Origin of the sequence: Roseofilum halophilum BLCC-M91 (assembly GCF_030068445.1) — a bacterium.
GTDB lineage: Bacteria > Cyanobacteriota > Cyanobacteriia > Cyanobacteriales > Desertifilaceae > Roseofilum > Roseofilum halophilum.
The window spans coordinates 1-25,286 of record NZ_JAQPOK010000010.1; the positions used below are offsets into that span (position 1 = coordinate 1).

25 protein-coding genes, 1 pseudogene and 1 riboswitch are annotated in these 25,286 nt (G+C 47.0%); of the genes and pseudogenes, 16 read left to right on the forward strand and 10 right to left on the reverse strand.

What is annotated here, in order from left to right; genetic code table 11:
• Window positions 1-2 precede the first annotated feature (2 nt).
• Window positions 3-324, forward strand: a pseudogene (locus tag PJF56_RS21980) (helix-turn-helix domain-containing protein); the annotation flags it as partial.
• Window positions 325-337: 13 nt separating this feature from the next.
• Here the strand turns inward: PJF56_RS21980 and PJF56_RS01385 are convergent.
• Both PJF56_RS01385 and PJF56_RS01390 read right to left on the reverse strand, forming a co-directional pair.
• Entirely contained in the window at window positions 338-1,024 is a 687-nt protein-coding gene (locus PJF56_RS01385) for a M41 family metallopeptidase (protein WP_283760839.1), read from the reverse strand.
• 9 nt (window positions 1,025-1,033) lie between these two features.
• Window positions 1,034-1,882 carry a M15 family metallopeptidase gene (locus tag PJF56_RS01390; RefSeq protein WP_283760840.1) on the reverse strand — a complete coding sequence of 283 codons (849 nt, stop codon included), beginning with the start codon at window positions 1,880-1,882 and terminating at the stop codon, window positions 1,034-1,036.
• Between the two features lie 224 nt (window positions 1,883-2,106).
• Here PJF56_RS01390 and PJF56_RS01395 point away from each other — a divergent pair, with 224 nt between their 5' ends.
• Entirely contained in the window at window positions 2,107-2,409 is a 303-nt protein-coding gene (locus PJF56_RS01395; protein ID WP_283760841.1) for a hypothetical protein, read from the forward strand.
• Here the strand turns inward: PJF56_RS01395 and PJF56_RS01400 are convergent.
• Window positions 2,379-3,473, reverse strand: a complete 1,095-nt coding sequence (locus PJF56_RS01400; RefSeq protein WP_283760842.1) for an AI-2E family transporter — start codon at window positions 3,471-3,473, stop codon at window positions 2,379-2,381. The genes PJF56_RS01395 and PJF56_RS01400 overlap by 31 nt on opposite strands.
• 11 nt (window positions 3,474-3,484) lie before the next feature.
• Entirely contained in the window at window positions 3,485-4,954 is a 1,470-nt protein-coding gene (gene cysS / locus PJF56_RS01405) for a cysteine--tRNA ligase (protein WP_283760843.1), read from the reverse strand.
• 389 nt (window positions 4,955-5,343) lie between these two features.
• On the opposite strand from cysS, the gene PJF56_RS01410 reads away from it, so the two are divergent.
• A complete protein-coding gene (locus PJF56_RS01410) occupies window positions 5,344-6,567 on the forward strand; it encodes a LeuA family protein (RefSeq protein ID WP_283760844.1) in 1,224 nt (407 codons plus the stop codon).
• Between the two features lie 199 nt (window positions 6,568-6,766).
• Here PJF56_RS01410 and PJF56_RS01415 read toward each other — a convergent pair whose 3' ends face one another.
• Together PJF56_RS01415 and PJF56_RS01420 are read right to left on the reverse strand one after the other, a co-directional pair.
• Complete coding sequence (locus PJF56_RS01415; protein WP_283760845.1) at window positions 6,767-7,171, reverse strand: type II toxin-antitoxin system VapC family toxin; 405 nt, start codon at window positions 7,169-7,171, stop codon at window positions 6,767-6,769.
• Complete coding sequence (locus PJF56_RS01420; RefSeq protein ID WP_283760846.1) at window positions 7,168-7,443, reverse strand: hypothetical protein; 276 nt, start codon at window positions 7,441-7,443, stop codon at window positions 7,168-7,170. Before PJF56_RS01420 ends, PJF56_RS01415 begins: the two co-directional genes overlap by 4 nt.
• 134 nt (window positions 7,444-7,577) lie before the next feature.
• Here PJF56_RS01420 and PJF56_RS01425 point away from each other — a divergent pair, with 134 nt between their 5' ends.
• The 7 genes from PJF56_RS01425 (at window position 7,578) to PJF56_RS01455 (ending at window position 16,355) form a co-directional block, all read left to right on the forward strand.
• A complete protein-coding gene (locus PJF56_RS01425) occupies window positions 7,578-9,812 on the forward strand; it encodes a type I restriction-modification system subunit M (protein ID WP_283760847.1) in 2,235 nt (744 codons plus the stop codon).
• Window positions 9,813-9,850: 38 nt separating this feature from the next.
• On the forward strand, window positions 9,851-10,168 hold the full coding sequence (locus PJF56_RS01430; RefSeq protein WP_283760848.1) for a hypothetical protein: 318 nt from the start codon (window positions 9,851-9,853) through the stop codon (window positions 10,166-10,168).
• Window positions 10,161-11,468, forward strand: a complete 1,308-nt coding sequence (locus PJF56_RS01435) for a restriction endonuclease subunit S (RefSeq protein WP_283760849.1) — start codon at window positions 10,161-10,163, stop codon at window positions 11,466-11,468. Before PJF56_RS01430 ends, PJF56_RS01435 begins: the two co-directional genes overlap by 8 nt.
• A gap of 28 nt (window positions 11,469-11,496) precedes the next feature.
• Entirely contained in the window at window positions 11,497-11,730 is a 234-nt protein-coding gene (locus PJF56_RS01440; protein ID WP_283760850.1) for a type II toxin-antitoxin system Phd/YefM family antitoxin, read from the forward strand.
• On the forward strand, window positions 11,727-12,116 hold the full coding sequence (locus PJF56_RS01445) for a type II toxin-antitoxin system VapC family toxin (RefSeq protein WP_283760851.1): 390 nt from the start codon (window positions 11,727-11,729) through the stop codon (window positions 12,114-12,116). The genes PJF56_RS01440 and PJF56_RS01445 overlap by 4 nt, the downstream gene beginning before the upstream one ends.
• Window positions 12,117-12,125: 9 nt before the next feature.
• A complete protein-coding gene (locus PJF56_RS01450) occupies window positions 12,126-15,155 on the forward strand; it encodes a type I restriction endonuclease subunit R (RefSeq protein ID WP_283760852.1) in 3,030 nt (1,009 codons plus the stop codon).
• A 120-nt stretch (window positions 15,156-15,275) separates the two neighbouring features.
• The gene (locus tag PJF56_RS01455) at window positions 15,276-16,355 is read left to right on the forward strand and encodes a CobW family GTP-binding protein (RefSeq protein WP_283760853.1); all 1,080 of its coding nucleotides are present in this window, start codon (window positions 15,276-15,278) and stop codon (window positions 16,353-16,355) included.
• 332 nt (window positions 16,356-16,687) lie between these two features.
• Here PJF56_RS01455 and PJF56_RS01460 read toward each other — a convergent pair whose 3' ends face one another.
• The 3 genes from PJF56_RS01460 to PJF56_RS01470 all read right to left on the reverse strand — a co-directional run bounded on the left by PJF56_RS01460 (window position 16,688) and on the right by PJF56_RS01470 (window position 19,194).
• Window positions 16,688-17,419 (reverse strand): alpha/beta fold hydrolase, encoded by a 732-nt coding sequence (locus PJF56_RS01460; RefSeq protein WP_283760854.1) that lies wholly within the window; start codon window positions 17,417-17,419, stop codon window positions 16,688-16,690.
• A gap of 111 nt (window positions 17,420-17,530) precedes the next feature.
• The gene (gene fldA / locus PJF56_RS01465) at window positions 17,531-18,043 is read right to left on the reverse strand and encodes a flavodoxin FldA (protein WP_283760855.1); all 513 of its coding nucleotides are present in this window, start codon (window positions 18,041-18,043) and stop codon (window positions 17,531-17,533) included.
• 122 nt (window positions 18,044-18,165) lie between these two features.
• Window positions 18,166-19,194: a chlorophyll a/b binding light-harvesting protein gene (locus PJF56_RS01470; protein WP_283760856.1), complete on the reverse strand. Its 1,029-nt coding sequence runs from the start codon at window positions 19,192-19,194 to the stop codon at window positions 18,166-18,168.
• Window positions 19,195-19,529: 335 nt separating this feature from the next.
• Here PJF56_RS01470 and dtd point away from each other — a divergent pair, with 335 nt between their 5' ends.
• Entirely contained in the window at window positions 19,530-19,973 is a 444-nt protein-coding gene (dtd, locus tag PJF56_RS01475; protein ID WP_283760857.1) for a D-aminoacyl-tRNA deacylase, read from the forward strand.
• 89 nt (window positions 19,974-20,062) lie between these two features.
• The gene (locus tag PJF56_RS01480) at window positions 20,063-20,305 is read left to right on the forward strand and encodes a hypothetical protein (protein ID WP_283760858.1); all 243 of its coding nucleotides are present in this window, start codon (window positions 20,063-20,065) and stop codon (window positions 20,303-20,305) included.
• Between the two features lie 28 nt (window positions 20,306-20,333).
• Here the strand turns inward: PJF56_RS01480 and ribBA are convergent, their stop codons facing one another.
• Window positions 20,334-22,007, reverse strand: a complete 1,674-nt coding sequence (ribBA, locus tag PJF56_RS01485; protein ID WP_283760859.1) for a bifunctional 3,4-dihydroxy-2-butanone-4-phosphate synthase/GTP cyclohydrolase II — start codon at window positions 22,005-22,007, stop codon at window positions 20,334-20,336.
• A gap of 218 nt (window positions 22,008-22,225) precedes the next feature.
• Window positions 22,226-22,391: riboswitch (cobalamin riboswitch) on the forward strand.
• Between the two features lie 184 nt (window positions 22,392-22,575).
• Here ribBA and PJF56_RS01490 point away from each other — a divergent pair.
• The 4 genes from PJF56_RS01490 to PJF56_RS01505 are packed head-to-tail and all read left to right on the forward strand — an operon-like array spanning window position 22,576 to window position 25,282.
• Window positions 22,576-23,343, forward strand: a complete 768-nt coding sequence (locus PJF56_RS01490) for an energy-coupling factor ABC transporter permease (protein ID WP_283760860.1) — start codon at window positions 22,576-22,578, stop codon at window positions 23,341-23,343.
• Window positions 23,340-23,657 carry an energy-coupling factor ABC transporter substrate-binding protein gene (locus PJF56_RS01495; protein ID WP_347179409.1) on the forward strand — a complete coding sequence of 106 codons (318 nt, stop codon included), beginning with the start codon at window positions 23,340-23,342 and terminating at the stop codon, window positions 23,655-23,657. The genes PJF56_RS01490 and PJF56_RS01495 overlap by 4 nt, the downstream gene beginning before the upstream one ends.
• A complete protein-coding gene (gene cbiQ / locus PJF56_RS01500; RefSeq protein ID WP_283760861.1) occupies window positions 23,641-24,441 on the forward strand; it encodes a cobalt ECF transporter T component CbiQ in 801 nt (266 codons plus the stop codon). The genes PJF56_RS01495 and cbiQ overlap by 17 nt, the downstream gene beginning before the upstream one ends.
• Window positions 24,434-25,282: an energy-coupling factor ABC transporter ATP-binding protein gene (locus tag PJF56_RS01505; RefSeq protein ID WP_283760862.1), complete on the forward strand. Its 849-nt coding sequence runs from the start codon at window positions 24,434-24,436 to the stop codon at window positions 25,280-25,282. The genes cbiQ and PJF56_RS01505 overlap by 8 nt, the downstream gene beginning before the upstream one ends.
• The last annotated feature ends 4 nt before the right edge of the window (window positions 25,283-25,286 follow it).

Sequence of the window (25,286 nt, forward strand, 5' to 3'; positions counted from 1 at the left end):
TGCTGCACAAAGCACTCAAGGTTCGACTTTACCCAACACCAGAGCAACAAATTCTACTGTCTCAGCACTTTGGCTGTGCTAGATGGTGGTGGAACTACGCTCTAAATAAGTCTATTGAGACTTACAGAGACACTGGGAAAAACCTTACTGACTGAAACTGAAGGCGAAAATCCCGCAGTTTCAACGGACGGCAAGGTAATTGGGGTTGACTTAGGATTAACTCATTTTGCTATTACAAGCGATGGTTGCAAAGTCTCTAAGTATGACCATCCCAAGCATTTAGCCAAACATGAAAAAAACCTCAAACGTCAGAAGCCTACACTATACTCGCTTCGAGTTAGTGTAGGTAGTTCACTAGTTTAATCTGGTCTTGGCATTCAGTAACAGATAAGCGATCGCCCATGGCACTCACTAGAGCTTGATAGGCATCCCAATGGGTTTCAATCAGGGTTTGCGCTTGCAGTTTGGCCCATTTTGCCTTGGGAGTAAGATCGGCATTACCAGGGGAATAGAGCTTGAGGAGGGTGTTGAGGTTTTGTCGGTCATCCGCTCCCCCTTCGGCATTCCCATAAACCAATTCTTCTGCCGCAACGCCTGCCATCCACAGGAGACAATAGCGGTCGATCCATTGCTGGGTGAGGGCGGGGGATTTGAGCTGTTGAGTAATGGCTTGTTCATCAAAGCTTACGCCAGCTTGTCCCCGTTGTCCCGCTTTCAGGGCTTCCCAGGGGTTGAGGGTATAGCCGGTGATGGGAATATCCAGCACAGAGGCGACCAGAAAATGGCCCGCTTCGTGGTGCAGGAGGCGATCGCGGTATTGAGGAGATAAACTAGCAATCAAACCGAGTCCTAGGTTACTCCCTTGTCCTTGCCATTGCAGGCTATCGATCGCCATAAATCCTAAAATCCCAAAGGCTGTGACTGCCGGAATTGCTGGATTTAAGTGGATGATGGGGCCCAATAGACTAGAGAGCGTTAAGGTAAACACGGCGATCGCGATCAAATTTAAGCTCAGTTGGTTCATTATATTTCTCTATTCTGGCTCTGATGGTTCCCCAGTCTGTGACTGCTCTCGCACTTTATAAAACGTCTCCAAACTATGGCGATCGCCCACAAAACGCCAGTGCCAGGGTTCATAATTAATCCCTTGGGGATTATTTCGGGGAAAGGATAACTCAAAACTATAATAAGCGGCATTTTCTTCCAACCACTGAAAAGCGGCCGTATTCTCAAACTCTGGAGACAGATCCACCGCAGGGACATAGCCATCGCCAATATCAACCGCATAGCCCGTATGATGCTCGCTATACCCTGGAGGAGCGCTGACTTCCGCCCGTTTTGTGGCGACTTGTCCCCGTTGAGCTTTAATATCAAAAAATAAGTATTCTTGATCCGTCAAAGTGCGAAAGGCAGACAGAGGAACCAATACTACTCCATCCCGTTGCGCTGCGTTCACCATCTGTTGGAATTTAATTGCTGCCATTCTCCGTAATCGTAACCTGCCATCAGCAGTAATGGCCATCAAATCCTCTACCGGTGCTTCTTCATAAGCAAAATGACCCAGTAAGTCCCCAGTATCAGTCTCCATCTCTTCAACTGCATCCTCACCCAACTCGTTGGTTTCTGCGGTTGGGGATGGGGAAGCTGTGGGTTCTGAGGCAGAGTTTGGGGTAAGGACATTCGTTCTCAAAACCAGAATACCAGTCATGAGGGCGATCGCCAGTCCCCCTAATCCAATCCACACGCCCCTCTGAGAACCCGATGATGCCGACTCTTGCACTGGTGCAACCGGTACAGGGGTATCCCGTAAGGCTTCAGGGATATCATCTGTAATCACTTCTTCCTCCTGAGAGGGGGAAAATTTGGATAGATTTTCAGCCATTGGCGACTTACTCCAAAACAGGATCGCTATTGTTCACCTTACCAAAGATTCTGAATTTATATCCGATTCAGGATAAGTAAGGCACAAGATTACACGGAGTGAATCGGGAAAAATCGAGGGGGTTGCCCTGTCTACCCAGCGATCTCAATCACTTAAAAGCAGCGATATCAATCACGGCAAAAACTCATGGTATCGTTGATAGTTAATGCGATCGAAAATCGTATATGGATGGACTCATTATGTTACTCAAACACCAAATCTTACCGGGCGCGGTCTCCGAAATTCTAGTTTCTGCACGAGAAACTGGAGTCTTAACTTTGGCCGATCGCTATGGTTTAATGGCTGCTATTTTAGATGAAAACTTAACGGAAGAAGATGAGCGATCCATGAATCGATTACTCAGAGCGGCGATCAAAGGAAAAGTTGAGATTGCTAATGAAATGTCTGCGGTTTATCATCCTCCTTTTCCTGCCCGGTTTCATCCTACGAGTTCTGTTCATATTTCTCCCAAATCTTCCGTAGCTTGAGCATTGCTTTCGGTCGCTTTTTCTGCTGCGAGTTTGGGTTGAATATAGAGATTTTCCAACAGGGTTGCTGCTCCGGCAACCCAAGGGGGCACAATTAAGGCTCCGATAATTCCTAGGACTTGAGTTCCTCCGAGAACAGCTAAGAGTTGATAGAGGGGGTGAACGCCGACCGATGAACCCACCAGAAAGGGATCGAGGATATAGGTTTCGATATTTTGAATGACGACAAAAAAGAGTAGTACCCACAAAAATATCCAGCCCCCGGAGGCGATCGCCACGACAAGGGCGGGAATTGCCCCTAAAACCGGGCCGATAAAGGGGATCAGGTTGGTGACTCCGGCGATCGCCCCTAAACCCAGGGAAAATTCCCGTAGTCCTAGGATACCTAAGCCTACCGTGGTGACAATACCCAAGATAAATGAGACGATCAGCCGTCCGCGAATATAGCTCCCCATTCGGTAGCCAATGGTGGGAACTTGGGCGGCAATTTTAGTATCCCAAGGTTCGGGAAGTAGGCGCACCAAACTGTTAATTAAGGTTTGGCTATCGGCCACCATATAACCGGAAATAAATAGGGATAAAACGAGGCTAAATACTCCACCAATAATGCCCCGTGTAATGCTATAAGACCGCAGCACCAATTGTTGACTAGAGCGGATCAGCCAACTGGTAATCTGTTGTAGATCGACGAGGTTAAAGAGTTCTGGGGGGGTATTCGTCCAATTGTCGAGTAAATTTTCGGCTAATTGGACTAAAATTTCAGCATAGGAGGGCAATTTTTGGATCAGGCGCTCGATTTGTTGAACGACCGTAGGGCCGATTAATAAACCGAGACCGGTTAATCCTGAAAGTAGGGTTAGATAGACTAAAATTACCCCTAGCCATCGGGGAATACGCAAGCGTTCTGCTGCATCCACTAAGGGAGAAATGGAAGCAGCTAAAACAATAGAAATCATTAACAACAGCACCAGTCCCCGTAATTGCCAAAATAGGACAATTAACAGCACCGAAAGTAAGGTTAAGAGGAACGTGGACAGGGAAAAAGTAATCCGTTGTTCGCGCATGTTTTTAATTTTTAATGGATATGACGATGCCATTGGGTAAGGCCACCGGGTTGATCGATGAGGGTAATGCCTTGGTTTTGTAAGTCGTCGCGAAGGCGATCGGCTTCGGCAAAGTTTTTGGCTTTTCGCGCAGCTTGACGAGCGGCGATCGCCGCTTCAATCTCCTCATCGCTCAGTTGCGATCCTTCGGAAGCGCTTGGGGTCTCGTTTTCCACTTCTAACCCCAACACTTGCGACAAGCTAACCAAGGTATACCACTGTCGATATAACTGCTCTGGATCGACTGCCGTTTTACCTTCATGAATCAAGCGATTCTGTTCCCGGTTTAACCCTTTGGCTAATTCAAATAATACGGCTAATGCGCCTGATGTGTTGAGGTCATCATCCATGGCACGATTGAAATTCGCCACACTTTCCGGGTTGAGATCCTCCGATCTTGCCTGCTGCGCGTCCCATCCCCAGGTTTGACCCTGTTTGTAGCCAAAGGATAACCCCTCCTTGAGGGTATTCCAAGACCGTTGTGCTGAGGCGATCGCCTCCGGGGTAAAATCGATCGGTTTACGATATTGGGCCTGAAGCACAAACAACCGGAGCGCCATCGGTTCCGGCCCATTCTCCGAGTCCAACAAATCCCGAATCGTCGTAAAATTGCCCAAAGACTTGGACATTTTTTCCCCATTCACCGTCACAAAGCCATTATGTAACCAATAGTTAGCCAAAGGTTGACCCGTCACCGCTTCCGACTGCGCTACCTCATTCTCATGGTGGGGAAACACCAAATCTGCCCCCCCACAGTGAATATCAATCGTCTCTCCCAAACAGTCACGCACCATGGCCGAGCATTCAATATGCCATCCGGGGCGGCCTTTTCCCCAGGGAGACTCCCAACTCGGTTCATCAGGTTTTGCTCCCTTCCACAGGGCAAAATCAAAGGGGTCTTTTTTCTTCGACTCTTCCGCACTTTCTGCCACTCTCCCCGATGCTCCCGCTTGCATCTCGTCAAACTTGCGCCCGGAGAGCTTGCCATAGTCCTTAAACTGACGCACTTGGTAATAGACATCACCTTCAGAAGCATAGGCATAGCCTTTGGTTTCCAACTCATGAATCAGGCGTAAAATGCCATTGAGGGTATGGGTTGCCCTGGGATATTCATCGGCTTCTAGGACATTTAACCGCGCCATATCTTCAAAGTAGGTTTGGGTATATTTTTCGGCTACTGCTTCCATGGTTGACCCGGTTTCCCTGGCACGGTTGAGGATTTTATCATCAATATCGGTAAAATTCTGCACGTAACGCACCTGATAGCCTTGCCATTGCAGATAGCGCCGCAGGGTATCCCAAGCAATATAAGACCGCCCATGACCGAGATGACAGTAGTCATAAACGGTGACTCCGCAACAGTAAATCCGGACTTTCCCCGGTTCCAGGGACTCGAAGGGTTGTTTACTGCGGGTGAGGGTATTGGTCAACGTTAGGGTCATGGGGCGATAGTACAGAGTTCAATGGATCAGCCCTCATCATACCAAATCTGGTTTTATTCCCCTGACTAACCCTCTTCTGTCACTCTCCGAGTTCAAGGAATAGGAAATCTGCCAATTATCCGGGTTGAGCGTCTTGGGAAGCACGAGACAAGCTTGTCAGCTTCCCAAGACCATCAGTGTGTCTCGCTTTCAGCGATTGAGCTTCTACATTATTCTATCTTAATTCTCGGAGAGTGACAGAAGAGGGATATAGAACTCGTATAGTTTACAATACTAACACAGAGGTCGCAGGCATGATTGAATCTTTTTATTGACATAAAACAGGCAGCTAGTTATATTGCTACAATAGGCAGGCTGTTTTATTGTTGTTTTACGGCAAAAATCGAGACATGAAAGCCTCTGACCTAATTTATGATTGGAATCAAGATACCCCCTCGTCGAGGGCCCAATCCATTAATATTTGTGACGAAACCTTGCGAGACGGACTGCAAGGAAACGTTCCCCGCCAGCCTTCGATCGAGGAAAAGTTAGAACTGTTAGTCCAACTCGACCGCTTGGGGGTTAACGAAGCAGCCGTTGGCTTTCCGGCTCAAGGTGTTGCTTATCGAGAAGCCCTGGACTTGTGTAAGCAGGCTAGCCAGGAAAACTTGCGTTTGCGTTTGTCCTTACTCGGACGGGCGATCGCCGAAGATATTGAAGCGATCGCCGATATCCAACAAGCAAGCGGCCGTTCCATTCTCGCCCGATTAGTCGTCGGTTGTTCTCCCATTCGCCGATATGTAGAAACTAACGATCTCGATCGATTAGAACGCGCGATCGCCTCTGGTATCAGCTATGCAACACAATTAGGCGTACCCACGTTGCTAGGTATGGAAGATACGAGCCGCGCCGAACCCCAAGTCATCGAACGTTTCTTTACGGCTGCGGTTGAAGCCGGTGTAGAGGTGTTGTCCATTTGCGATACCGTCGGTCATATTACCCCATTTGGGATAGAACGTCTTATTCGTTACTGTCGAAAGTTCCTCGACGATCGCGGCTATGGAGCGCATTTGTCCTTTCACGGACACAACGATCGCGGCTTGGGGGTTGCTAACGCTTTAGCTGCTATTCGGGCTGGAGCCGACGCGATCGACGGCACGGTTTTAGGCATTGGAGAGCGAGCCGGAAATATTCCTCTCGAACTGTTGTTGGTGAACCTAAAACTTCAAAATTTGTGGCCCCACGATATTTCTACCTTAAAAGAGTACGTTCGACGAATGGCTGAGGTTTGTGGCTTAACAATTTCTCCCAACTATCCCATCTTCGGACGCAACGCATTTGTCACTCAAGCTGGACTTCACGCCTCGGGAATTCTCAAAGCGGAAATGCGCGGCGAAGCCGATATCGCGGCTGCGGTGTATTCGTCGATGGATCCTCATATCGTAGGGCTTGATTATCAGATTCAAGTCGGCCCGCACAGCGGCCGTTCTAATGTTAAATTCATCTTGCACCGCCAGGGTCTAACGGCCCCAGAGAGTGTCGTCGATCTCATTTTACAAAAGGCTCGCGATGAAAAACGAATTTTGAGTCAGGAAGAAGTTTGTAACTTAGCAACCCCTATCCTACAAGGCTAATTTTTTTGATGAGTATCCACAGTACCAAACCATGAAAAATTCGAGAGCGAAGAATATAAGGGTTGTTTACTGCGGGTGAGGGTATTGGTCAACGTTAGGGTCATGGGGCGATAGCACAGAGTTCAATGGATCAGCCCTCATCATACCAAATTGAGTAATGAGTAATGGGTAATAAATTAGTCAATCGCAGAGAAAACAATCAAGGGGTCGTTGGTGGAATCGCTTGAACATAGGGATAGTTGAGTATTTTCCGATCGACGGTCACAATAGAAGCATCAGATAATCGGGCTGTGGCAACAATGATTCTATCTGCTGGATCTTTGTGAAAATCACCAGGTAAGGTTTGAGCCTCAATTGCTATAGCTGGTGTAATTGATATCAGCATTACGCATTCTTGCCCTAGGGCGATCTCGAACCATTGAGCGATCGGTATGGGCAGAATAATTCGGCCCGCACTGACTAATCTGGCTATCTCAATTAAACTGATTGTACAAACGCCTAATCCATTACTTCTTTGCTGTTCGATACATTCACGGTGATAGGAATTTAATTGAGGATCATTTTGTATCCACCAAACTAAAATATGAGTGTCCAAAATAATCATAAAATGCCTTGATCTTCATTTTCCATATTCCAGTCTTCTGAGGGGATGGCAGGTTCTTCTGGATCGGCATAGTAGGCATAGGGTTGTTCTGGAATTAAGGGTAAGTGATTGTTCTTAATAGAAGATGAAGATATGGGGTTCTTTTTGAAAATAATCGAATCTTCTGTTGTCAATACCGAGTATTGTTCGCCGTTAGCAAATTTTTCTCGAATCTCTGGAGGGAGTTCTAAGTTACCTTCTGGGGTGAGAGCGATCGTAATTGTGCTTTCCATCTTGGCTTAATTTCTAAGTTTTCTAATAGCAATTATAGCCGCTTTAACTTTTGGGCGCTCAAGGGATATCCACCGTTATTACCGATCGCCGCCAGGTTCCTCATAGAGTAAGCTAGTTAAGGTGTATTTTCACGATGAGCGAGATCCCCCCATTGACGACACCACAAGAGAAAACCAACCATCAAGATATTGTCGGCTTTATCTGGAGTATCGCCGATAAGCTGCGCGGCCCCTACCGTCCGCCCCAATATCGTCGGGTGATGTTGCCCTTGATTGTGTTGCGTCGTTTGGATTTGGTACTTGAGCCGACTAAGCAGAAGGTGCTAGAGTCAGCAGTTAAGTTTAAGGCTATGGGTTTGGAGGGTGAGGCGTTTGAAAAGGCGATCGCTAAAGTTGCGTTGGGGGGCGATCGGACGCAGGCACTCTATAACCTCAGTGAGTTTACCTTGACGGGGTTGCTGGAGGATTCGGATGGGATTGCGAATAATCTGCGGAACTATATCAATGGGTTCTCACCACGGGCGCGGGATATTTTCGAGAAGTTTAATTTTGATCAAGAGATCGAGAAACTCGAAGAAAGTAACCGTCTTTACCTGGTGATCAAGGATTTTTGTAGTTCTGAGATCGATCTATCTCCGGCGCGGTTGTCTAACTTCGACATGGGCAAGGTCTTTGAGGAGCTGATCAAGAAATTCAACGAGCAGGCCAATGAAGAAGCGGGGGATCATTTTACACCCCGTGAGGTGATTCGGCTGATGGTGAATCTGGTGTTTTGTGAGGAGGCGGATATTTTCGAGCCGGGGATTTACAAGCGTATCTACGACCCGACGGCAGGAACGGGGGGGATGCTCTCGGTGGCAGAAGAGTTTATTAAGCTGCAAAATGGGGCGGCAAATTTGGCCCTCTTTGGGCAGGAATATAACCCGGAAGCCTATGCGATTTGTTGTTCTGATTTGTTGATTAAGGATGAACCGATTGAGAATGTGGTTTATGGCGATACGTTGGGGTTAAAAGATGCGAAGCCGAAGGGGAATAATTTTGTCCCCCATGATGGTCATCTCGGCAAGCAGTTTCACTATATGTTTGCCAATCCGCCGTTTGGGGTGGAGTGGAAGCCGGAGCAGAGTTTTGTTGAGGATGAATATGATACCCAAGGGTTTAAGGGGCGTTTCGGGGCGGGGACTCCGAGGATTAATGATGGGTCGTTGTTGTTTCTTCAGCATATGATCTCGAAGATGTATGCACCGCCGGAGCAGGGGGGCGATGGGTCACGGATTGCGGTGGTGTTTAATGGGTCGCCTTTGTTTACGGGGGATGCGGGTAGTGGGGAGAGTAATATTCGCCGTTGGATCATTGAGAATGATTGGTTAGATGCGGTGGTGGCGCTGCCGGATCAGATGTTTTATAACACGGGGATTTTTACCTATGTTTGGTTGGTGACGAATAAGAAGCCAGCGCACCGCAAGGGTAAGGTACAGCTTATTGATGGGACGAAGCATTTCCAGAAGATGAAGAAGAGCCAGGGGGATAAGCGCCATGAGCTTTCTGAGGATCACATCCGGGAATTGGTGCGGCTCTATGGGGATTTTGGGCAGGATGCGACGAGTCAGGTTTTCATTGATGGCCAATCTCAAGAGCGGATCTGCTCGAAGATTTTTGATAATCGGGCGTTTGGTTTCCTTAAAATTACGGTGGAGCGTCCGTTACGGTTGAATGTTCAGGCTTCGGCGGAGCGGATTGCTCTGCTTTGGGAGCAGTCGGCGTTTAAGAATTTGGCGACGAGCAAGAAGCGGAAAGACCTCAAGGCGCAACGGGCAGAAATTGAGGCGGGTGAGGCGCTCCAGCAGGACATTATTGCGGCGTTGGGGGGGTTGGATGGTTCGCGGTTATATCTGTCGCGGGATGAGTTTCTGCGGGATTTGGATCGGGTTTTGAAGGCGGCGGGGTTGAGTCTGAAAGCGCCGGTAAAAAAGGCGATTTTGGGGGCGTTGTCGGTGGCTGACCCGGAGGCGGAGATTTGTCGGGATAAGAAGGGACAGCCGGAGCCGGATAGTAATTTACGGGATACGGAGATTGTGCCTTTGCCGAAGGATATTGCTCTACCGTTGCCGTTGGGGTATGGCAAGGATGCGGATGGGTCGGCGTTGGTGGATTTGGTGAGGTCGCATTGTTTGGATTATCTGGCGGCGGAGGTGTTGCCCCATGTGCCGGATGCTTGGATTGATTTTTCTAAAACAAAGGTGGGTTATGAGATTCCGTTAAATCGTCATTTTTATGTCTATGAGCCGCCGCGTCCGTTGGCTGAGATTGAGGAGGATATTAAGGGGCTGGAGTCGGAGATTATCGCGATGCTGGGAGAGGTGGTCTAAACTAGGATCAAGGAAGTTCAATTTGAGGTTAAGTCATTATGCAGATAACGATCAATTTGCCGGATAAGTTAACGGATGAGGTTCAAAAACAGTGGGGCGATTTATCTCAATGGGCTTTAAGTCATCTGATTTTGGATGCGATGAAAGGGGGATTGATTACGTTTGATGAGTTTCGGGAGTCATTGAGTTTTTATTCTGAAGAGGAGCTGAATTGTTTTTTGAAGCAAAATCATATGCTCCATGATGGGGGTCTGCTCAATCTGGCGGGTAGTTGTGCGGATATTGATCTTGAGGTTGATGATGCTGGGATTTGTGACCAGCTTGATGATGATTTAGCTGGGGTTTTTGATGAGTAAATATCAGGCTTACGAAAAGTATAAGGATTCTGGGATTGAGTGGTTAGGGGATATTCCTGAACATTGGAAAAGCCTAAAAATCAAACGTTTAACTTCCATAAAAAGAGGAGCTTCACCACGTCCAATCGATGACCCAAAATATTTTGATGATGACGGTGAATATGCTTGGGTAAGAATCGCTGATGTTACAGCAAGCGATCACTATTTGGAAAAAACGACACAACGACTATCAAAACTTGGTAAAAGTTTTAGTGTTCCATTAGAAGTTGGCGATTTATTCCTTAGTATTGCTGGCTCGGTTGGTAAGCCTATGATCGCAAATATAAAATGCTGTATCCATGATGGTTTTGTTTATTTTCCCGATCTAAACATTAATCGAAAATTTATATACTATATTTTCTATAGCGGCCAACCTTATTTAGGGCTTGGTAAATTAGGAACACAATTAAATTTAAATACAGAAACAGTTGGGGCAATAACAATTGGTTTGCCGCCACTGGAGGAGCAGGAGACGATCGCCCGATTTTTAGATCACAAAACCAAACAAATAGACGACCTGATCGCCAAAAAAGAAGCCCTCCTCGAAAAGCTCGACGAAAAACGCACCGCCCTCATCACCCATGCCGTCACCAAAGGACTCGACCCCACCGCCCCAATGAAAGATTCTGGCATTAAGTGGCTAGGCGATATTCCAGAGCATTGGGAAATCAAAAAAGCTAAATATGTCTATTCTCAGGCTTCACGACCTATCCCAAAGTCTAGTGGTGTTGTCACAGCATACCGAGATGGACAAGTAACTTTACGTGAAAATAGGAGAGCGGATGGATATACTTTTGCAATAAAAGAAGTTGGTTATCAAGGCGTTAAAAAAGGCGATTTGGTGATTCAGTCAATGGATGCCTTTGCTGGTGCGATTGGGGTTTCTGAATCAGATGGAAGATGTTCGCCAGAATATGTTATTTGTGAACCATTCAATCCAGAAACTTCTAACAATTACTATGCTTCTTTGCTACGTTGTATGGCTCAGAGAGATTACATTTATGTTATTTGTCCATCAGTTAGAGAAAGAGCGCCAAGATTTAGATTTAGCACTTTTAAAGAGTTAGAAATACCAATTCCTCCATTTAAAGAGCAACTAGACATCACACAGTTTTTTATGATCTCATTAGAAGATCAATTACTTCAAGTTAAGAAAATTAAAGAAGCGATTGAAAAATTAAAAGAATATCGCACCGCCCTGATCACCAACGCCGTCACAGGCAAAATCGATGTCCGTCATATTCCCATCCCGCAACCCTAACCCCTATTCCTCAACCCAACCAAACACCATGCAAACCCTAAACATCTCCGACCTCCCCGAATCCCTCCAAACCCTCCTACACCAAATCGCCGAAACCGGAGAAGCGATCTCCATTACCGACGGCGATCGACCCCTCGCGATCATTTCCCCCACCACCAAACCCAAACGAGCCGCCTTTGGTTCAGCAAAAGGCACAGGAAAAATTATTGGCGATATTGTTGAACCCACATCAAATCTAGTGACATGGGATGTACTGTCATGAAACTATTACTAGATACCCATATCTGGTTATGGTATCGCCTTGGTAATCCACGCCTATCTTTAAACCTGCAAACAATTATCAACGATCAAACGAATGAGTTATGGCTAAGTCCCATGAGTATTTGGGAAACTTTGCTTCTGGCTGAAAAAAGTAGAATTACCCTTGCACCCACAGCAGAACAGTGGATTCAAAATAGTCTAGAGGAACTAGATACAAAAGAAGCCCCAATTACGAATGAAATCGCGATTCTAAGCCGTCAATTAAACTTAGCCCACCAAGACCCCGGCGATCGATTCATTGCCGCAACCGCCGTTTATTACAACCTAACCCTTGCCACCGTAGATGCCAATTTAACCAATGCTTCTTGCCTACAAACCCTGAGTTAACGAGCCATCATGCACCTTGAAAAAAACTTTGAAGACACCATCGAACAAGAATTACTCACCGACGGCGGTTATCACCAAGGCAACCCCGAAGACTATGACCCCGACCTTGCCCTGTTCCCCCGCGAGATTATCGACTTCATCAAAAAAACCCAAGGCAAAAAATGGGAAAAATTCAGCAAAACCAGCCCCACCGATGCCGAAAAAACCCTGATCGAAAGCCTCAGTAAAGACCTCGCCAGCCGAGGAATGCTCGATGTCTTGCGGAATGGCTTCAAATGCTATGGCAAAAAATTTCAGGTCGCCTACTTCCAGCCCAACACCGGCATGAACCCCGACACCTTGGCACTCTACCAACAAAATCGCCTCACCTGTACCCGCCAAGTCAAAATTAAAACCGGACGCATCCCCGATATCATCCTGAGCGTCAATGGCTTACCCGTCGCCACCCTCGAACTTAAAAACGCCTTTACCGGAAGCTGCGCCGAAAACGCGATCCATCAATATCGCCACGACCGCGACCCCAAAGATCCCCTCTTTGTCTTCAAACAACGGTGCTTAGTTCATTTCGCCGTAGGCACAGAAGAAGTCCACATGACCACAAAACTGGCCGGAACAAGCACCTATTTTCTCCCCTTTAACCAAGGACATCACCACGGCGCAGGCAACCCCAGCAACCCCGACGGCTATAAAGTCAGCTACCTTTGGCAAGAGGTATTGACCAGAGAAAGCCTGCTCGATATCTTGGCGCGGTTCCTTCACCTCCAAACCCAAGAAATCAAAATCACCGACGAAAACGGTGTCCGATATCAAACCAAAGAAACCCTGATTTTCCCCCGATACCATCAACTCGATGTCGTCCGTAAACTCATCACCCACACCAAAGCCAACCAAGCCGGACACAATTACCTCATCCAACATTCCGCAGGCTCCGGCAAATCCAACTCCATCGCTTGGTTAGCCCACCGCCTCGCCAACCTCCACGACCGCGACGACCAAAAAATATTTCATAGCGTCATCGTGATCACCGATCGCACCGTACTCGATCGCCAACTCCAAAACACGATCTATCAGTTCGACCATAAAGCCGGAGTGGTGCAGAAAATCGACGAAAACACCCAACAACTCGCCAAAGCCTTGAGCGATGGCACATCGATCATCATCTCCACAATCCAGAAATTTCCCTTCATTACCCAAGCCCTCCAAACCCTAGAGAAAAAGGGCAAAACCCTCACCATCGACACCCAAGATAAACGCTTTGCCCTGATCATCGACGAAGCCCATAGCTCCCAGACGGGAGAAAGCGCCACCGAACTGCGTAAAATCCTCAATCAAGACGGCATCGAAGCGGCGATCGCCAACCAACTCCTAGACGAAGACGAGGAAGAAGACCTCAGCGAGGAAGCCAAAAAGGAACTAATCCGCGAACAACTCCAACGCACCAAACAACCCAACCTCAGTTATTTCGCCTTTACCGCCACCCCCAAACAAAAAACCCTGCTGGTATTCGATGAACCCGGTGACAGTGGCGAATCACCCTTCCATCTCTACACCATGCGCCAGGCGATCGAGGAAGGCTATATTAAAGATGTGTTGGCAAACTATACCTGCTACGAACGCTATTACGAACTGGTGCTACTCAGCGAAGCAGATCCCGAACTCCCCCGCCGGAAAACTGCCCAGGCGATCGCCCGTTTTGTCGAACTCCACCCCCACAACATCGCCCAAAAAGTCGAAATTATCATCGAACATTTCCGCACTCATACCCGCCACAAAATCGGAGGCAGAGCCAAAGCGATGGTTGTGACGCGATCGCGGGAACACGCCGTTAAATACAAACTCGCCTTCGATCAATACATCCAAGCCAAAGGCTATACCGATATTAAATCCCTCGTCGCTTTTTCCGGTTCCCTAACCCTGCCTGAATTTCCCGACCAAAGCTTTACCGAAGTCAGCATGAACAAAGGCGTTAAATCCAGCGAAATCCCCGACAAATTCGAGAGCGAAGAATATCAAGTTTTACTGGTTGCCAACAAATACCAAACCGGATTCGATCAACCCTTGCTCCACACCCTGTTTGTCGATAAACGCCTAGCCGGAGTTCAAGCCGTCCAAACCCTATCCCGCCTCAACCGTACCACCACGGGCAAAGACGATACCTTTGTGCTGGATTTCGTCAATACTCCAGAGGACATCTATAAAGCCTTTAAGCCCTATTACGAAGAAACTCCCCTCGGAGACACCGCCGATCCTCAGCAGCTCTATCAACTCAGTCATGAACTCTACGCCTGGCAACTCTTCAGCGAAGATGACGTAAGCCAATGGTGCGAAATTTGGTTCCGCCCCAAAATATCCCTCACCAGAGGCGAACACCAAAAACTCAATAGCCTTCTTGATCCAATCATTGACAGCTATCTAAACCTTGCAGAAGAAGACCAAGAACAATTTAGAAGCCAACTGATCAGCTTCCGAAACCTCTACCTATTCCTTGCTCAGATTATCCCCTACCAAGATTCTGACCTCGAAAAACTCTATGCCTATAGTCGCTTTCTGCTGAAGAAACTTCCCCGCAATGCCAGTGCCCCCAAAATTGATTTATCCGGTGACATCGAATTAAAGTTCTATCGCCTCGAAAAAATTAGTGAAGGCAAAATCGATCTCACAGAAGGTGAAGCCGAAGGATTACGCGGAGCTACCGCCGCCGGTACAGGACAAGCCGATAAAGAAGTGCCCCTATCTCAACTCATCGAGACGCTCAACAAACGGTTTGCCACAGAGTTTACCCTTGCCGATCAACTCTTTTTCGAGCAAATCACCGAAACGGCGATCGCCAAAGACTCTCTCAATCAAGCCGCCAAAGTAAATACCAAAGAAAACTTTGCCCAAGTCCTCAGTCAAAACCTGGAAGACATCTTGATTGAGCGCATGGAGGGCAACGAGCAAATCTTTATGCAGTATATGAATAATGATGAATTTAAAAAGATTGTCTTTCAACATCTGCTCTCTAGCATCTACGATCGCATCCATGTCCAGGAAGCATAGGGCTAATCTTACTCATTACTCATTACTGGGCAGCGCATAGGGCCCTAGGTGAGGCGATCGCCCAATTCCTGATTTATGGGTAATAATAGAAAAGTTGAGAATTGTTTTCACAGTACCCTTATGACCTCAGCAGTAACCTCTAACCCATCTGAACAACAAGATACCGCTTTACCCCCTTTACCAGTAACCATCATCACGGGGTTCCTCGGAAGTGGCAAAACCACCCTACTCAATCATATTCTTAGTAACCAACAGGGGATAAAAACGGCTGTCCTGGTGAATGAATTTGGCGAAATAGGCATTGATAATGAACTGATTATTTCCACTGATGAGGATATGGTGGAATTGAGTAATGGTTGTATTTGCTGCACGATTAATAATGAATTAGCGGATGCAGTTTATCGGGTGTTAGAGCGCCAAAAAAATCTAGATTATTTGGTGGTCGAAACCACAGGAATTGCTGACCCTCTTCCCGTTGCGCTAACGTTTTTAGGTACGGAATTGCGCGATTTGACCCGTCTTGATTCGATTGTGACGCTGGTAGATTCGGAGAATTTTAGCTTAGATTTGTTTAATTCCGAAGCGGCCTATAGTCAGATTGCCTATGGGGATATTATTCTGTTGAATAAGACCGATCTGGTAGATGAAGCGGATGTGGATAGTTTGGAGGTGAAAATCCGCGATATTAAGGCGGATGCTCGGATTTTAAGAACGGTGAAAAGTCAGGTTTCGTTGCCGTTAATTTTGAGTGTGGGTTTGTTTGAGTCGGATAAATATCTTGAAGAAGAGGGCGATCATAGTCATGAACACGATCATGAGCATCACCATGAACATCACCACGCTCACGATCATGACCATCACCATCATTCTAACCATTTGGACAATGATGGGTTTATGTCGATCTCATTTCAGAGCGATCGCCCCTTCTCGATTAAGAAGTTTCAAAAGTTTCTCGATCACCAGTTACCCCCCAATATCTTTCGCGCTAAGGGTATTCTCTGGTTTGATGAAAGTCCCATGTGCCATATCTTTCACTTGAGTGGGAAACGGTTTACCCTCGACGATCAAGAATGGAAGGGAGAACCGAAAAACCAGCTTGTGTTAATTGGTCAAGATTTGGATCGAGAATCCCTGCTCTCTCAGTTGAATAATTGTCTAACTCTCCCCTCCACCCATCGGGGTAAAGGCTTTGGGGGGTAAGTCGTTCTGTGGGGTGCGTTTTTAATGCACCCTGCTCGCTTTGGTACACAACAGCGAGCAAGATGCTCGCACTCCTCGCTTTCCTTTAAGTCCTTTAGGGTGCGTTTTTAATGCACCCTAGTGCCGTGACACAGCTAAAAATGTGCATTAGCGTAGGGTGGGTTAGGCGGCTAAAACCTAGACTCTGACAGCAATCTATCAATCCGCCGTAACCCACCATTTTAGGGTTGTCACGGCAGTAGTAAGGAATAAGCGAGCAAGATGCTCGCACTTCTAAAGTGAGGGAAAAGCGATTACCCATTACCTATTACCCATTACCAGCGCGTAGCGCTTTAAGCACTTTTGAGGGCGGAGTAAAGTGGGGTTAAGGATTTCCAGAAGTTGAGAATCTGACGCTTGATGGGTTGGGGATGGGTATGGTGGAAAAAATAACGTCCATGGGGATATTCCCAAAGGCGATCGCCCTCTTTTAACCAAGGTTTCCATCCCTCAAATAAGCTCGGATCGACAACTAGATCCTGTTTTCCTCGACTGACGAATAGGGGGGGATCGAGTTCACTGGGCAGAATTTGAGTGCGTCTATAGAGGGAATGGGGAGAGAGGGAGGTTTTTAAGTCCTTTTCTAAGATTCTCACTAATTCTTCAATGACGGGTGGAGAATGAACCCCAAAGAGATTATAGGCACTTTGGGTTAGGATGCGATCGCGGGAACAGGGCAGTAAACCCAATTGTACATAGTAATGAGCTTGCCAATCGATGGCCGGATATACCCCCACAGAGAGCAAAGTGAGCGATCGCACGCTTTGGGGATAGCGGCGAGTATACAATAGGGCTAACAAACCTCCCGTACCATGACCGAGTAAGTGTAAGGGGCGATCGTACTGCTGAATATGATGATGCAGTAATCCTAACCCCTGATTTAAGCAAGTTCCCTCATCTTCCGTCTGCTCATATTGCCATTCTGCCAGGGGGACATGGGCAGATAATAGCCTCAGCAGGGGACGATGGAACCGTCGAAAACTGGGATTGACATTAATCCACAAAACATCAGGTAATTTAGCCATGAATCACTCCTAGAAGAAAAACAACGAAAAATAAAGGTAAGCTTAAACAGGATTGCAGGTTTAAACTTACCTACTCAAAGAAACTAGATAACTCTTAACCACGCTTTATTTTTATAAACCAAACTCTTTCTGAACTTGCGCCACCCAAGTTTGGATTCGCTCTCCACTCAACTCCGGTTGATTATCTTCATCAAGAGCCAAGCCTACAAATTTGCCATTCTGCACAGCTTTAGATTCATTAAAGTCATAGCCATCCGTCGGCCAATAGCCCACAGTTTGTCCTCCCAAACCAGAAATTTTTTCTTCTAAAATGCCGATGGCATCTTGAAAGTTATCGCCATAGCCAATTTGATCGCCTGTGCCAAAATAAGCTACTTTTTTCCCTTTAAACTCAATTTTATCCAGTTCATCATAAAAACCTTCCCAATCACTGGCTAGTTCGCCAATGTTCCAAGTGGGACAACCAATAATCAAATATTGATAGCCCTCAAAATCACTTGCACTAGCATCAGCCATATCATGGAGTGCGACGACAGAAGTACCGCCAAATTGCTTTTGAATGGCTTCGGCTGCCTCTTCAGTTTTACCGGTTTGAGTTGCGAAAAATAGTCCAATCTTTGCCATCTTTACTGTATCCATTTACGATCAATTCACAAAAAAAGAGGGGTTTCAGTCTCTATTTTTCCTAGAAACCCCTCACCAAAAGAGGAGAGAATTAAACAACTGACTGACCCAAAAGAGTCGGATTATCCTTCCACGGCGTTGAGGGCTTGTTCTACGCGACGGAAATCAAACCCCATTGCCCGTAGAGCGTGCCACAGATGGCCTTGCAGGAAGAAGAAGGCGAGGAAGAAGTGGGCATTGGCTAACCAACACCGGGAGCTATGAGTGCCTCCAGGTAAATCGACGGTATCGGCAAAATAAGGAACAATCCCCAATTTCACTTCTAAAACCGGGCCGTAAAACTCGATGGGATAGGCTAGAGTGTTGACTGCACAGAAGTAAGCGGCAACAAAACCGGCGAGGGCAATACCACCCAGGGAATAGGAGAGAATGGCTTCACCGGAAAAGGTTAAGATTTTCTTGGCCCAGTTCATGGGAGGGACAAGAATGTGCCAAATTCCACCACCAATGAGCAAGATGCCCACATAGATATGACCGCCTACTAAATCTTCTAAGCTGCTAATGCTGGCAAAGTGGGTTTGATACCCATAGATGATTAAGGGGTCAAGGGTGGGGTTGCTAATGATGCGGACGGTTTCCGTGGTGCTATCGTAAAGCCCACCCCAGTACATGGCTTTGCCGACGAGCAATAAGGCTCCCAGACCCAGAAATAAGAGATGATGCCCTAGGATGATGCCCAATTGTTTGGGGTTTTCCCAATCAAAGTGAAAATATTTCGCAAAACCTTGAGCGGTTTTGAGATCTTCTGGGGCTTTGAAGGTGTGGAATAAGGCTCCAGCTCCTAGCACAGCCGAAGAAATGAGGTGAAGCATTCCAATGACGAAGTAGGGATAGGTGTCGATGATTTGACCGCCTTCGCCAATTCCCCATCCTAGGGTGGCTAGGTGGGGAAGGAGGATGAGTCCTTGTTCGCCCATGGATTGATTGGGATCGAATCCCGAAATTTCAAATAGGGTAAAGGCTCCTGTCCAGAAGGTGATTAGGGCGGATTGCCCCACATGGGCGGCGATAAATAGCCCGGAAAGGTTGGCAAATCGTGCATTGCCTGCCCACCAGTCATAGGTGACTTGGGGCTTGTCGTAGGTTTGCATAGGATCGTTAACTGAGTCAGAGCGCGTTGGCTGTTGAGAATAACTCTCAACAGTTACCCATTCAAACTCAGTTCAGAATAATTGTCAATTATAAAAAAGTAAAGTTTTGTAAAGATTACAGTTCTGGGGAAAAAAAACTAGCAAAACCATTGATTTAAGTGGTTTTCGCAGATCGTGGGTCAGGGCTATGAGGCTCTCTGGGATTAGCGATCTAGAGAATTATTTAGAATAACTATCAATAATATTGACCAATCCTGAGATGTGCTAGATTAGAGGGATAAGGGCGATCCTGGCTTTGAGGCGATCGCCCCCTTGAAGGCATCTGCCATACCTCTATGCGCGTCCTAATTCAACGAGTGAGTGCATCTTCCGTATCCGTGAATGGCCAAATTATCGGTAAGATTGGCCGGGGATTAAACTTGCTCGTGGGAATTACTGATACAGATACGGAGAAAGAGCTAGAATGGATGGCAAAAAAATGTCTGGAATTGCGGCTATTTCCCGATCCAGAAAACCCGGAGCGCCGTTGGCAAAAATCCGTACAAGAGATTGAGGGCGAACTGCTGGTGATTAGTCAATTTACCCTGTATGGAAATTGCCGTAAAGGTCGTCGCCCTTCCTTCGATCGCTCTGCTGCTCCAGAACAAGCTAGAGCGCTTTACGATCGGTTTGTGACTCTTTTAAGAGAAAGTGGTTTAAAGGTAGAAACAGGCGAATTTGGGGCGATGATGGAGGTTAAAATTGATAATGACGGCCCCGTGACCTTGCTTTTAGAGTAGGGCTGAGTTGGATGAATATCCCATGAAAGGATTTACTAAAAGCTAGGGAACACTAGGGCTAGTCAAGGCCCAATTATGAGGAAATAAAGATGAAATTTGCTTATTTGAAACCCTGGTTAATTCTGTCGAGCATCCTATTTTTAGTCTTTGTGTTGCTTGGCGATCGCTTTCTTCCGGAACCCTTGGGCCCTGCAAGTGCCCAAACCCGCGTGACATTAAACGAGTTTTTCATTGGCTTAATTCCCCAATGGGAGCGCAAAACTAACCCCTATGAACGCACGGAAGAGGCCCTTGAACAAGAACAAAGTGGGGGTCAAGCTCCAGCGAAATAATAGCATCCACGCTCGGCCCCCAACTGAGCTATTCTGAGATTTTGAAGCTATAGATTTTCTGGGTTTCCAGACGCTCAAATAGGGACGAGGGGGCTAGTTTTTGGGGATCGCAGGGTTGTCTTTGTAACTTCAATTGCAGCCCATCCAGGGGGTCAGATCCATCGCTGATGAGAAATTCGAGGCGCTGAACGGGTGACCAACCGACGAGCAAATCTAACCAGGAGGCGATCGCCTGGGAATAGGGATGTTCGGCATCGTGATACCATTCCATGGGATCGCTATAGGGCTGATCGAATCCTAAATGAACGATTAAGGACGGATGGGTAAACAGGGCGATCGCCACCGGCCGGGTTTCTTCCTGCAACAGTAAATTTTTCCGATCGGCCCAATAGCGCAGTTTTTCTAACCATTCATAGCGTTGAGTCACCGAAGGATTGGGGTCTTTCCACTCTAGAGCGACGGTAACTAAATAGGTTTGCAACAGCCAATGGCCCAGCTTTTGCGCTTTCGTAGCTAAATAGGCCGAATTATAATCCGTGGCTTCAATGAGCAGGGGCACGCGATCGACCATCTCCAAACCATAGCCTTTTAGTCCGGCAATTTTGCGCGGATTATTGGTAATTAAACGGAATTTTTTCACCCCCAAATCATTGAGAATTTGTGCCCCAACCCCATAGTTGCGTAAATCGGCAGGAAAGCCTAATTTTTCATTCGCTTCTACCGTATCTAAACCTTGATCTTGGAGCATATAAGCTTTCAGTTTATTCACTAAGCCAATGCCTCGCCCTTCCTGACGTAAATAGACAACCACACCCGCTCCCGAATGGTCAATCATTTTCAAAGCCGTTTGTAGTTGCATCCGACAATCACAGCGCAAAGAGCCTAATGCATCTCCCGTTAAGCATTCCGAATGCATCCGCACGGTGACCACTTGTTCGGCAAATTCGCTCGGATCGCCTTTAACTATGGCGATATGTTCAGAATCATCTAAAGTATTGCGATAGGCATAGATCTTAAACTGGCCAAATTGAGTGGGAAGACTCGCTAGAGCCTCTTGTTTAACAAACCGTTCGTGTTGCAAACGATAGGCAATTAAATCGGCAATACTAATAATTTTCAGTTCATGATATTGGGCATAGCGGATCAGTTGGGGCAGTCGCGCCATGGAGCCATCGGGGTTTTGAATTTCACAGATAATTCCGGCGGGATATAAACCCGCTAACCGGGCCAAATCGACGCTCGCTTCTGTATGACCAGCTCGTTTTAAGACCCCTCCTTCCCGCGATCGCAGGGGAAAAATATGCCCCGGTCTGCGTAAGTCGTGGGGGCGAGTTTGGGGGTTCAGGGCTACTTGAATGGTGCGGGCCCGGTCTTCAGCAGAAATTCCGGTACTCACTCCTAGTTCAGGAGACGCATCGATACTGACGGTAAAGGCCGTTTGGTTTTTATCCGTGTTGTGGGTGACCATGAGGGGGAGGTCGAGTTGATCGAGGCGATCGCCCATCATCGCTAAACAGATTAAACCCCGCGCATAAACCGCCATAAAGTTAATCATATCCGGGGTCGCGAACTGTGCAGCGCCAACGAGATCGCCTTCATTTTCCCGATTTTCATCATCAACGACGACCACCATGCGACCGAGTTTAAGTTCGGCGATCGCGCTTTCAATAGAGTCAAACTGAAAGGAAGGAGAGGAATTCACAGTGAGAGGGTGTAGCAGATCGAAAGTGTGGTTGTTATTGTACCGCGAATGGGAAAATAGGGAGACACCCAGAGCGCTTCGTGCGGCAGAAGGGTAATGGGTAATGGGTAAACCATTTTTCACGCAATGCATACCCATTTTTCGCACTTTTGATGGGAAAGCACTCTCAAGGAAAATTTCGATTACTGTATCTCATAACAGAGGAAAGCGCTGTATGGTATGATTAACCCAGCTTTGGTTCTGATGGGGAGCAGCCATCAGAGGTAACGGGGAAAGTTTGGTGCAAATCCAACACTGTCCCGCAACTGTAAGGAGATAAAGAGAATCTCAATTCTCTCTCAATCATCTCTAAGTCAGGATGCCCGCCAAAGTGAGTCCGTTTAATCACCATTCTGCGAGGTACAGAATCATGTCACAAGTTTATTCATTTCCCTTTCTTTCCTCTTCTCTTCCCCTTCTCTCCAGGTATTGATCCCTCCAAACCCTGCTTAAAAAGAGAGTGGCAGTAGCGCCCCCCTTTTTTTACTCATTACCCATTACCCATTACCAGCGCGAAGCGCTATAGTCTATGAACCACCGCAAACTCTTTTTTCGACTGATGGCCGGTTTTCTCGCCTTCAGTGTTACCCTAGTTTTGGCCTTCCTACCCGCACCAGCTCAAGCGATGCATATTATGGAAGGATTTCTGCCCTTACCTTGGGTCATTTTTTGGTGGGTTGTTTTTCTGCCCTTCTTTGGTTTAGGACTCTATCGCATTAACCAAACCGTGCAAAAACATCCCGAACTGAAACTTTTACTAGCCTTATCTGGAGCCTTTGCTTTTGTCCTTTCGGCACTCAAAATTCCCTCAGTGACCGGGAGTTCTTCCCATCCCACCGGAACCGGTTTAGGATCGGTATTATTTGGCCCCTCCACGATGACCGTTTTAGGGTCTCTCGTTCTCCTATTTCAAGCTTTACTATTAGCCCATGGCGGCATCACCACATTAGGCGCAAATGCCGTTTCTATGGCTGTGGTTGGCCCCTTTTTTGCCTTTGGGGTTTATCGCTTGGTGATGGTGCTAAGTCAACGGCAAACCTTAGCTGTTTTTCTGGCAGCAGGGTTAGGAAACTTAGCCACCTATGTCGTCACTTCTTTACAACTCGCCTTAGCTTTTCCCGTGGAAAATGGAGGCATTTGGCTTGCTTTTCTGAAGTTTGCTGGCATTTTTGCCGTTACTCAAATTCCCCTGGCAATTATTGAGGGACTATTGACCGTCATGGTCTGGAATGGCTTAATGTCCTACTCTCAACCAGAATTAAAACTATTGAAATTAATGGAATCAAAAACGGTATGAAAACACAACAAAATCAATGGCCCAATGGTCTCTTATTGTTAGCCGTCATTGGGTTAACTGTTTTTCCTTTAATGACGATTAAGGATAGTGAATTTGGTGGAGCCGATGGCCAAGCAGAGGAAATAATTACAGAATTTAATCCCCAATATGAACCCTGGTTTGAACCAATTTTAGAACCGCCAGGAGGCGAAACAGAGAGCTTATTATTTGCCCTGCAAGCGGCTTTAGGCGCGGGAATTATCGGATACGGAATCGGATGGTATCGGGGCCGTTCCCAGTCGAATCCTTCGGGGGAAAATGACGCTACCGACTGATACTTGGGCGTATCAAAATGGTTTAAATCGATTGCCTCCGAGTCAAAAATTGGGGTTTTCTGTGCTGATGTTGGGGTTGGCTCTGGTGAGTCAACCCCTGACACAAATGGGGATCGGTTTATGGATGGCAATTTGGACAATTGGGTATGCTAAAATCCCGATGAAGTTCTATCTGAAGTTGCTCTTGGGTAGCTATACGTTTGTGTTGATGAGTTCCTTGGCGTTTCTGATTGATGTGAGGGCAATAAATAGCGGCGATTTTGATATTTCTGGAACTCTAATTGGTTGGTCAACGGGAGGGATTTATTGGTCGATTTCTCAGAGTGTATTAGATTTGTATCTCCGGCTGATTTTGCGGGCAGTTGCTTGTTTGTCTTGCTTCTTTTTCTTGATGTTGACGGTTCCGATGGTGGAGATGGTTCAAGTGTTGCGTCGGTGGCGTTTTCCGGAACTGTTGTTGGAGTTGATTTTGTTGATGTATCGGTTGATTTGGGTGCTGCAAAAGACGGTTTCTGATTTGCGTTTAGGACAAAGAGCGCGGGGAGGATATGGTGATTTTGCCCAAAGTTTGCACAGCGTGAGTTTGTTGGTGCGGCAATTGTTGCATCGAACGTTAACGGATTATCATCAGTTTTCTTTGGGGGCGACTGCAAGAGGGTTTGATCATAAATTTGTGGTTTTGTCAATGCGAAAATATGTGCGATCGCCCCGTTATGAATGGGAAGCCCTCCTCGGATTTATCCTGTTGCTGTCTCTAGAACTGTCAGGAATCGCACATGGATAATCCGAGTCTACTCGAACTCAGGGACGTAACTTATCACTACTCAGGACAGTCCCAGGGTATCTTTGAGCAACTGAGCCTCACCATTGCCCACCATCAAAGAACCGCGATTTTAGGACACAATGGCTCCGGAAAATCCACCTTATTTTTACTGATGACGGGACTCTATCCAGTCGATCGAGGAGCGATCGTTTGGCAGGGAAACCCCCTTGATTATCAGCGCCAAACCCTGAAACAATGGCGGCAAAATGTAGGTTTAGCGTTCCAAAATCCAGAACATCAGCTCGTTGCGGGAACCGTAGCGGAAGATATTTCCTATGGACTATGTAACCTCAAATTATCCAAACCAGAAATTGGCTACCGGGTGGAACAGGCGATCGCCGATTTTCAACTCACCGAAATTGCCCACACTCCCCTCCACCACCTCAGTTTAGGGCAAAAGCGCCGGGTTGCCCTCGCTGGCGTGATGGTGTTAAATCCCCAACTGCTGTTACTCGACGAACCCACCGCCTACTTAGATCCGCAACAAGGGCAAACCCTACTGCAAGAATTGCACAAAATCGAACAAAAGGGAACGACCATTGCGATCGCCACCCATAACCTCGATTTTGCCTATCAATGGGCAGATTGGTTTATCATTCTCAACCAAGGAAAACTCATCCTAGAAGGAGATGCCCAAACCGTTTTTTCTCAACAGCAATTACTAACAGAAATCGGTTTAGGTATCCCCACCCTCTGGGAAGCCTGGCACAGTTTACCCCCCTCTTTCCGCCCTCAAGTTCGGCAAATTCCGCGCACTCTCAAGGAGTGGAAAAGCATTTTTAATCAATCGCCATTTCCTTGACCAT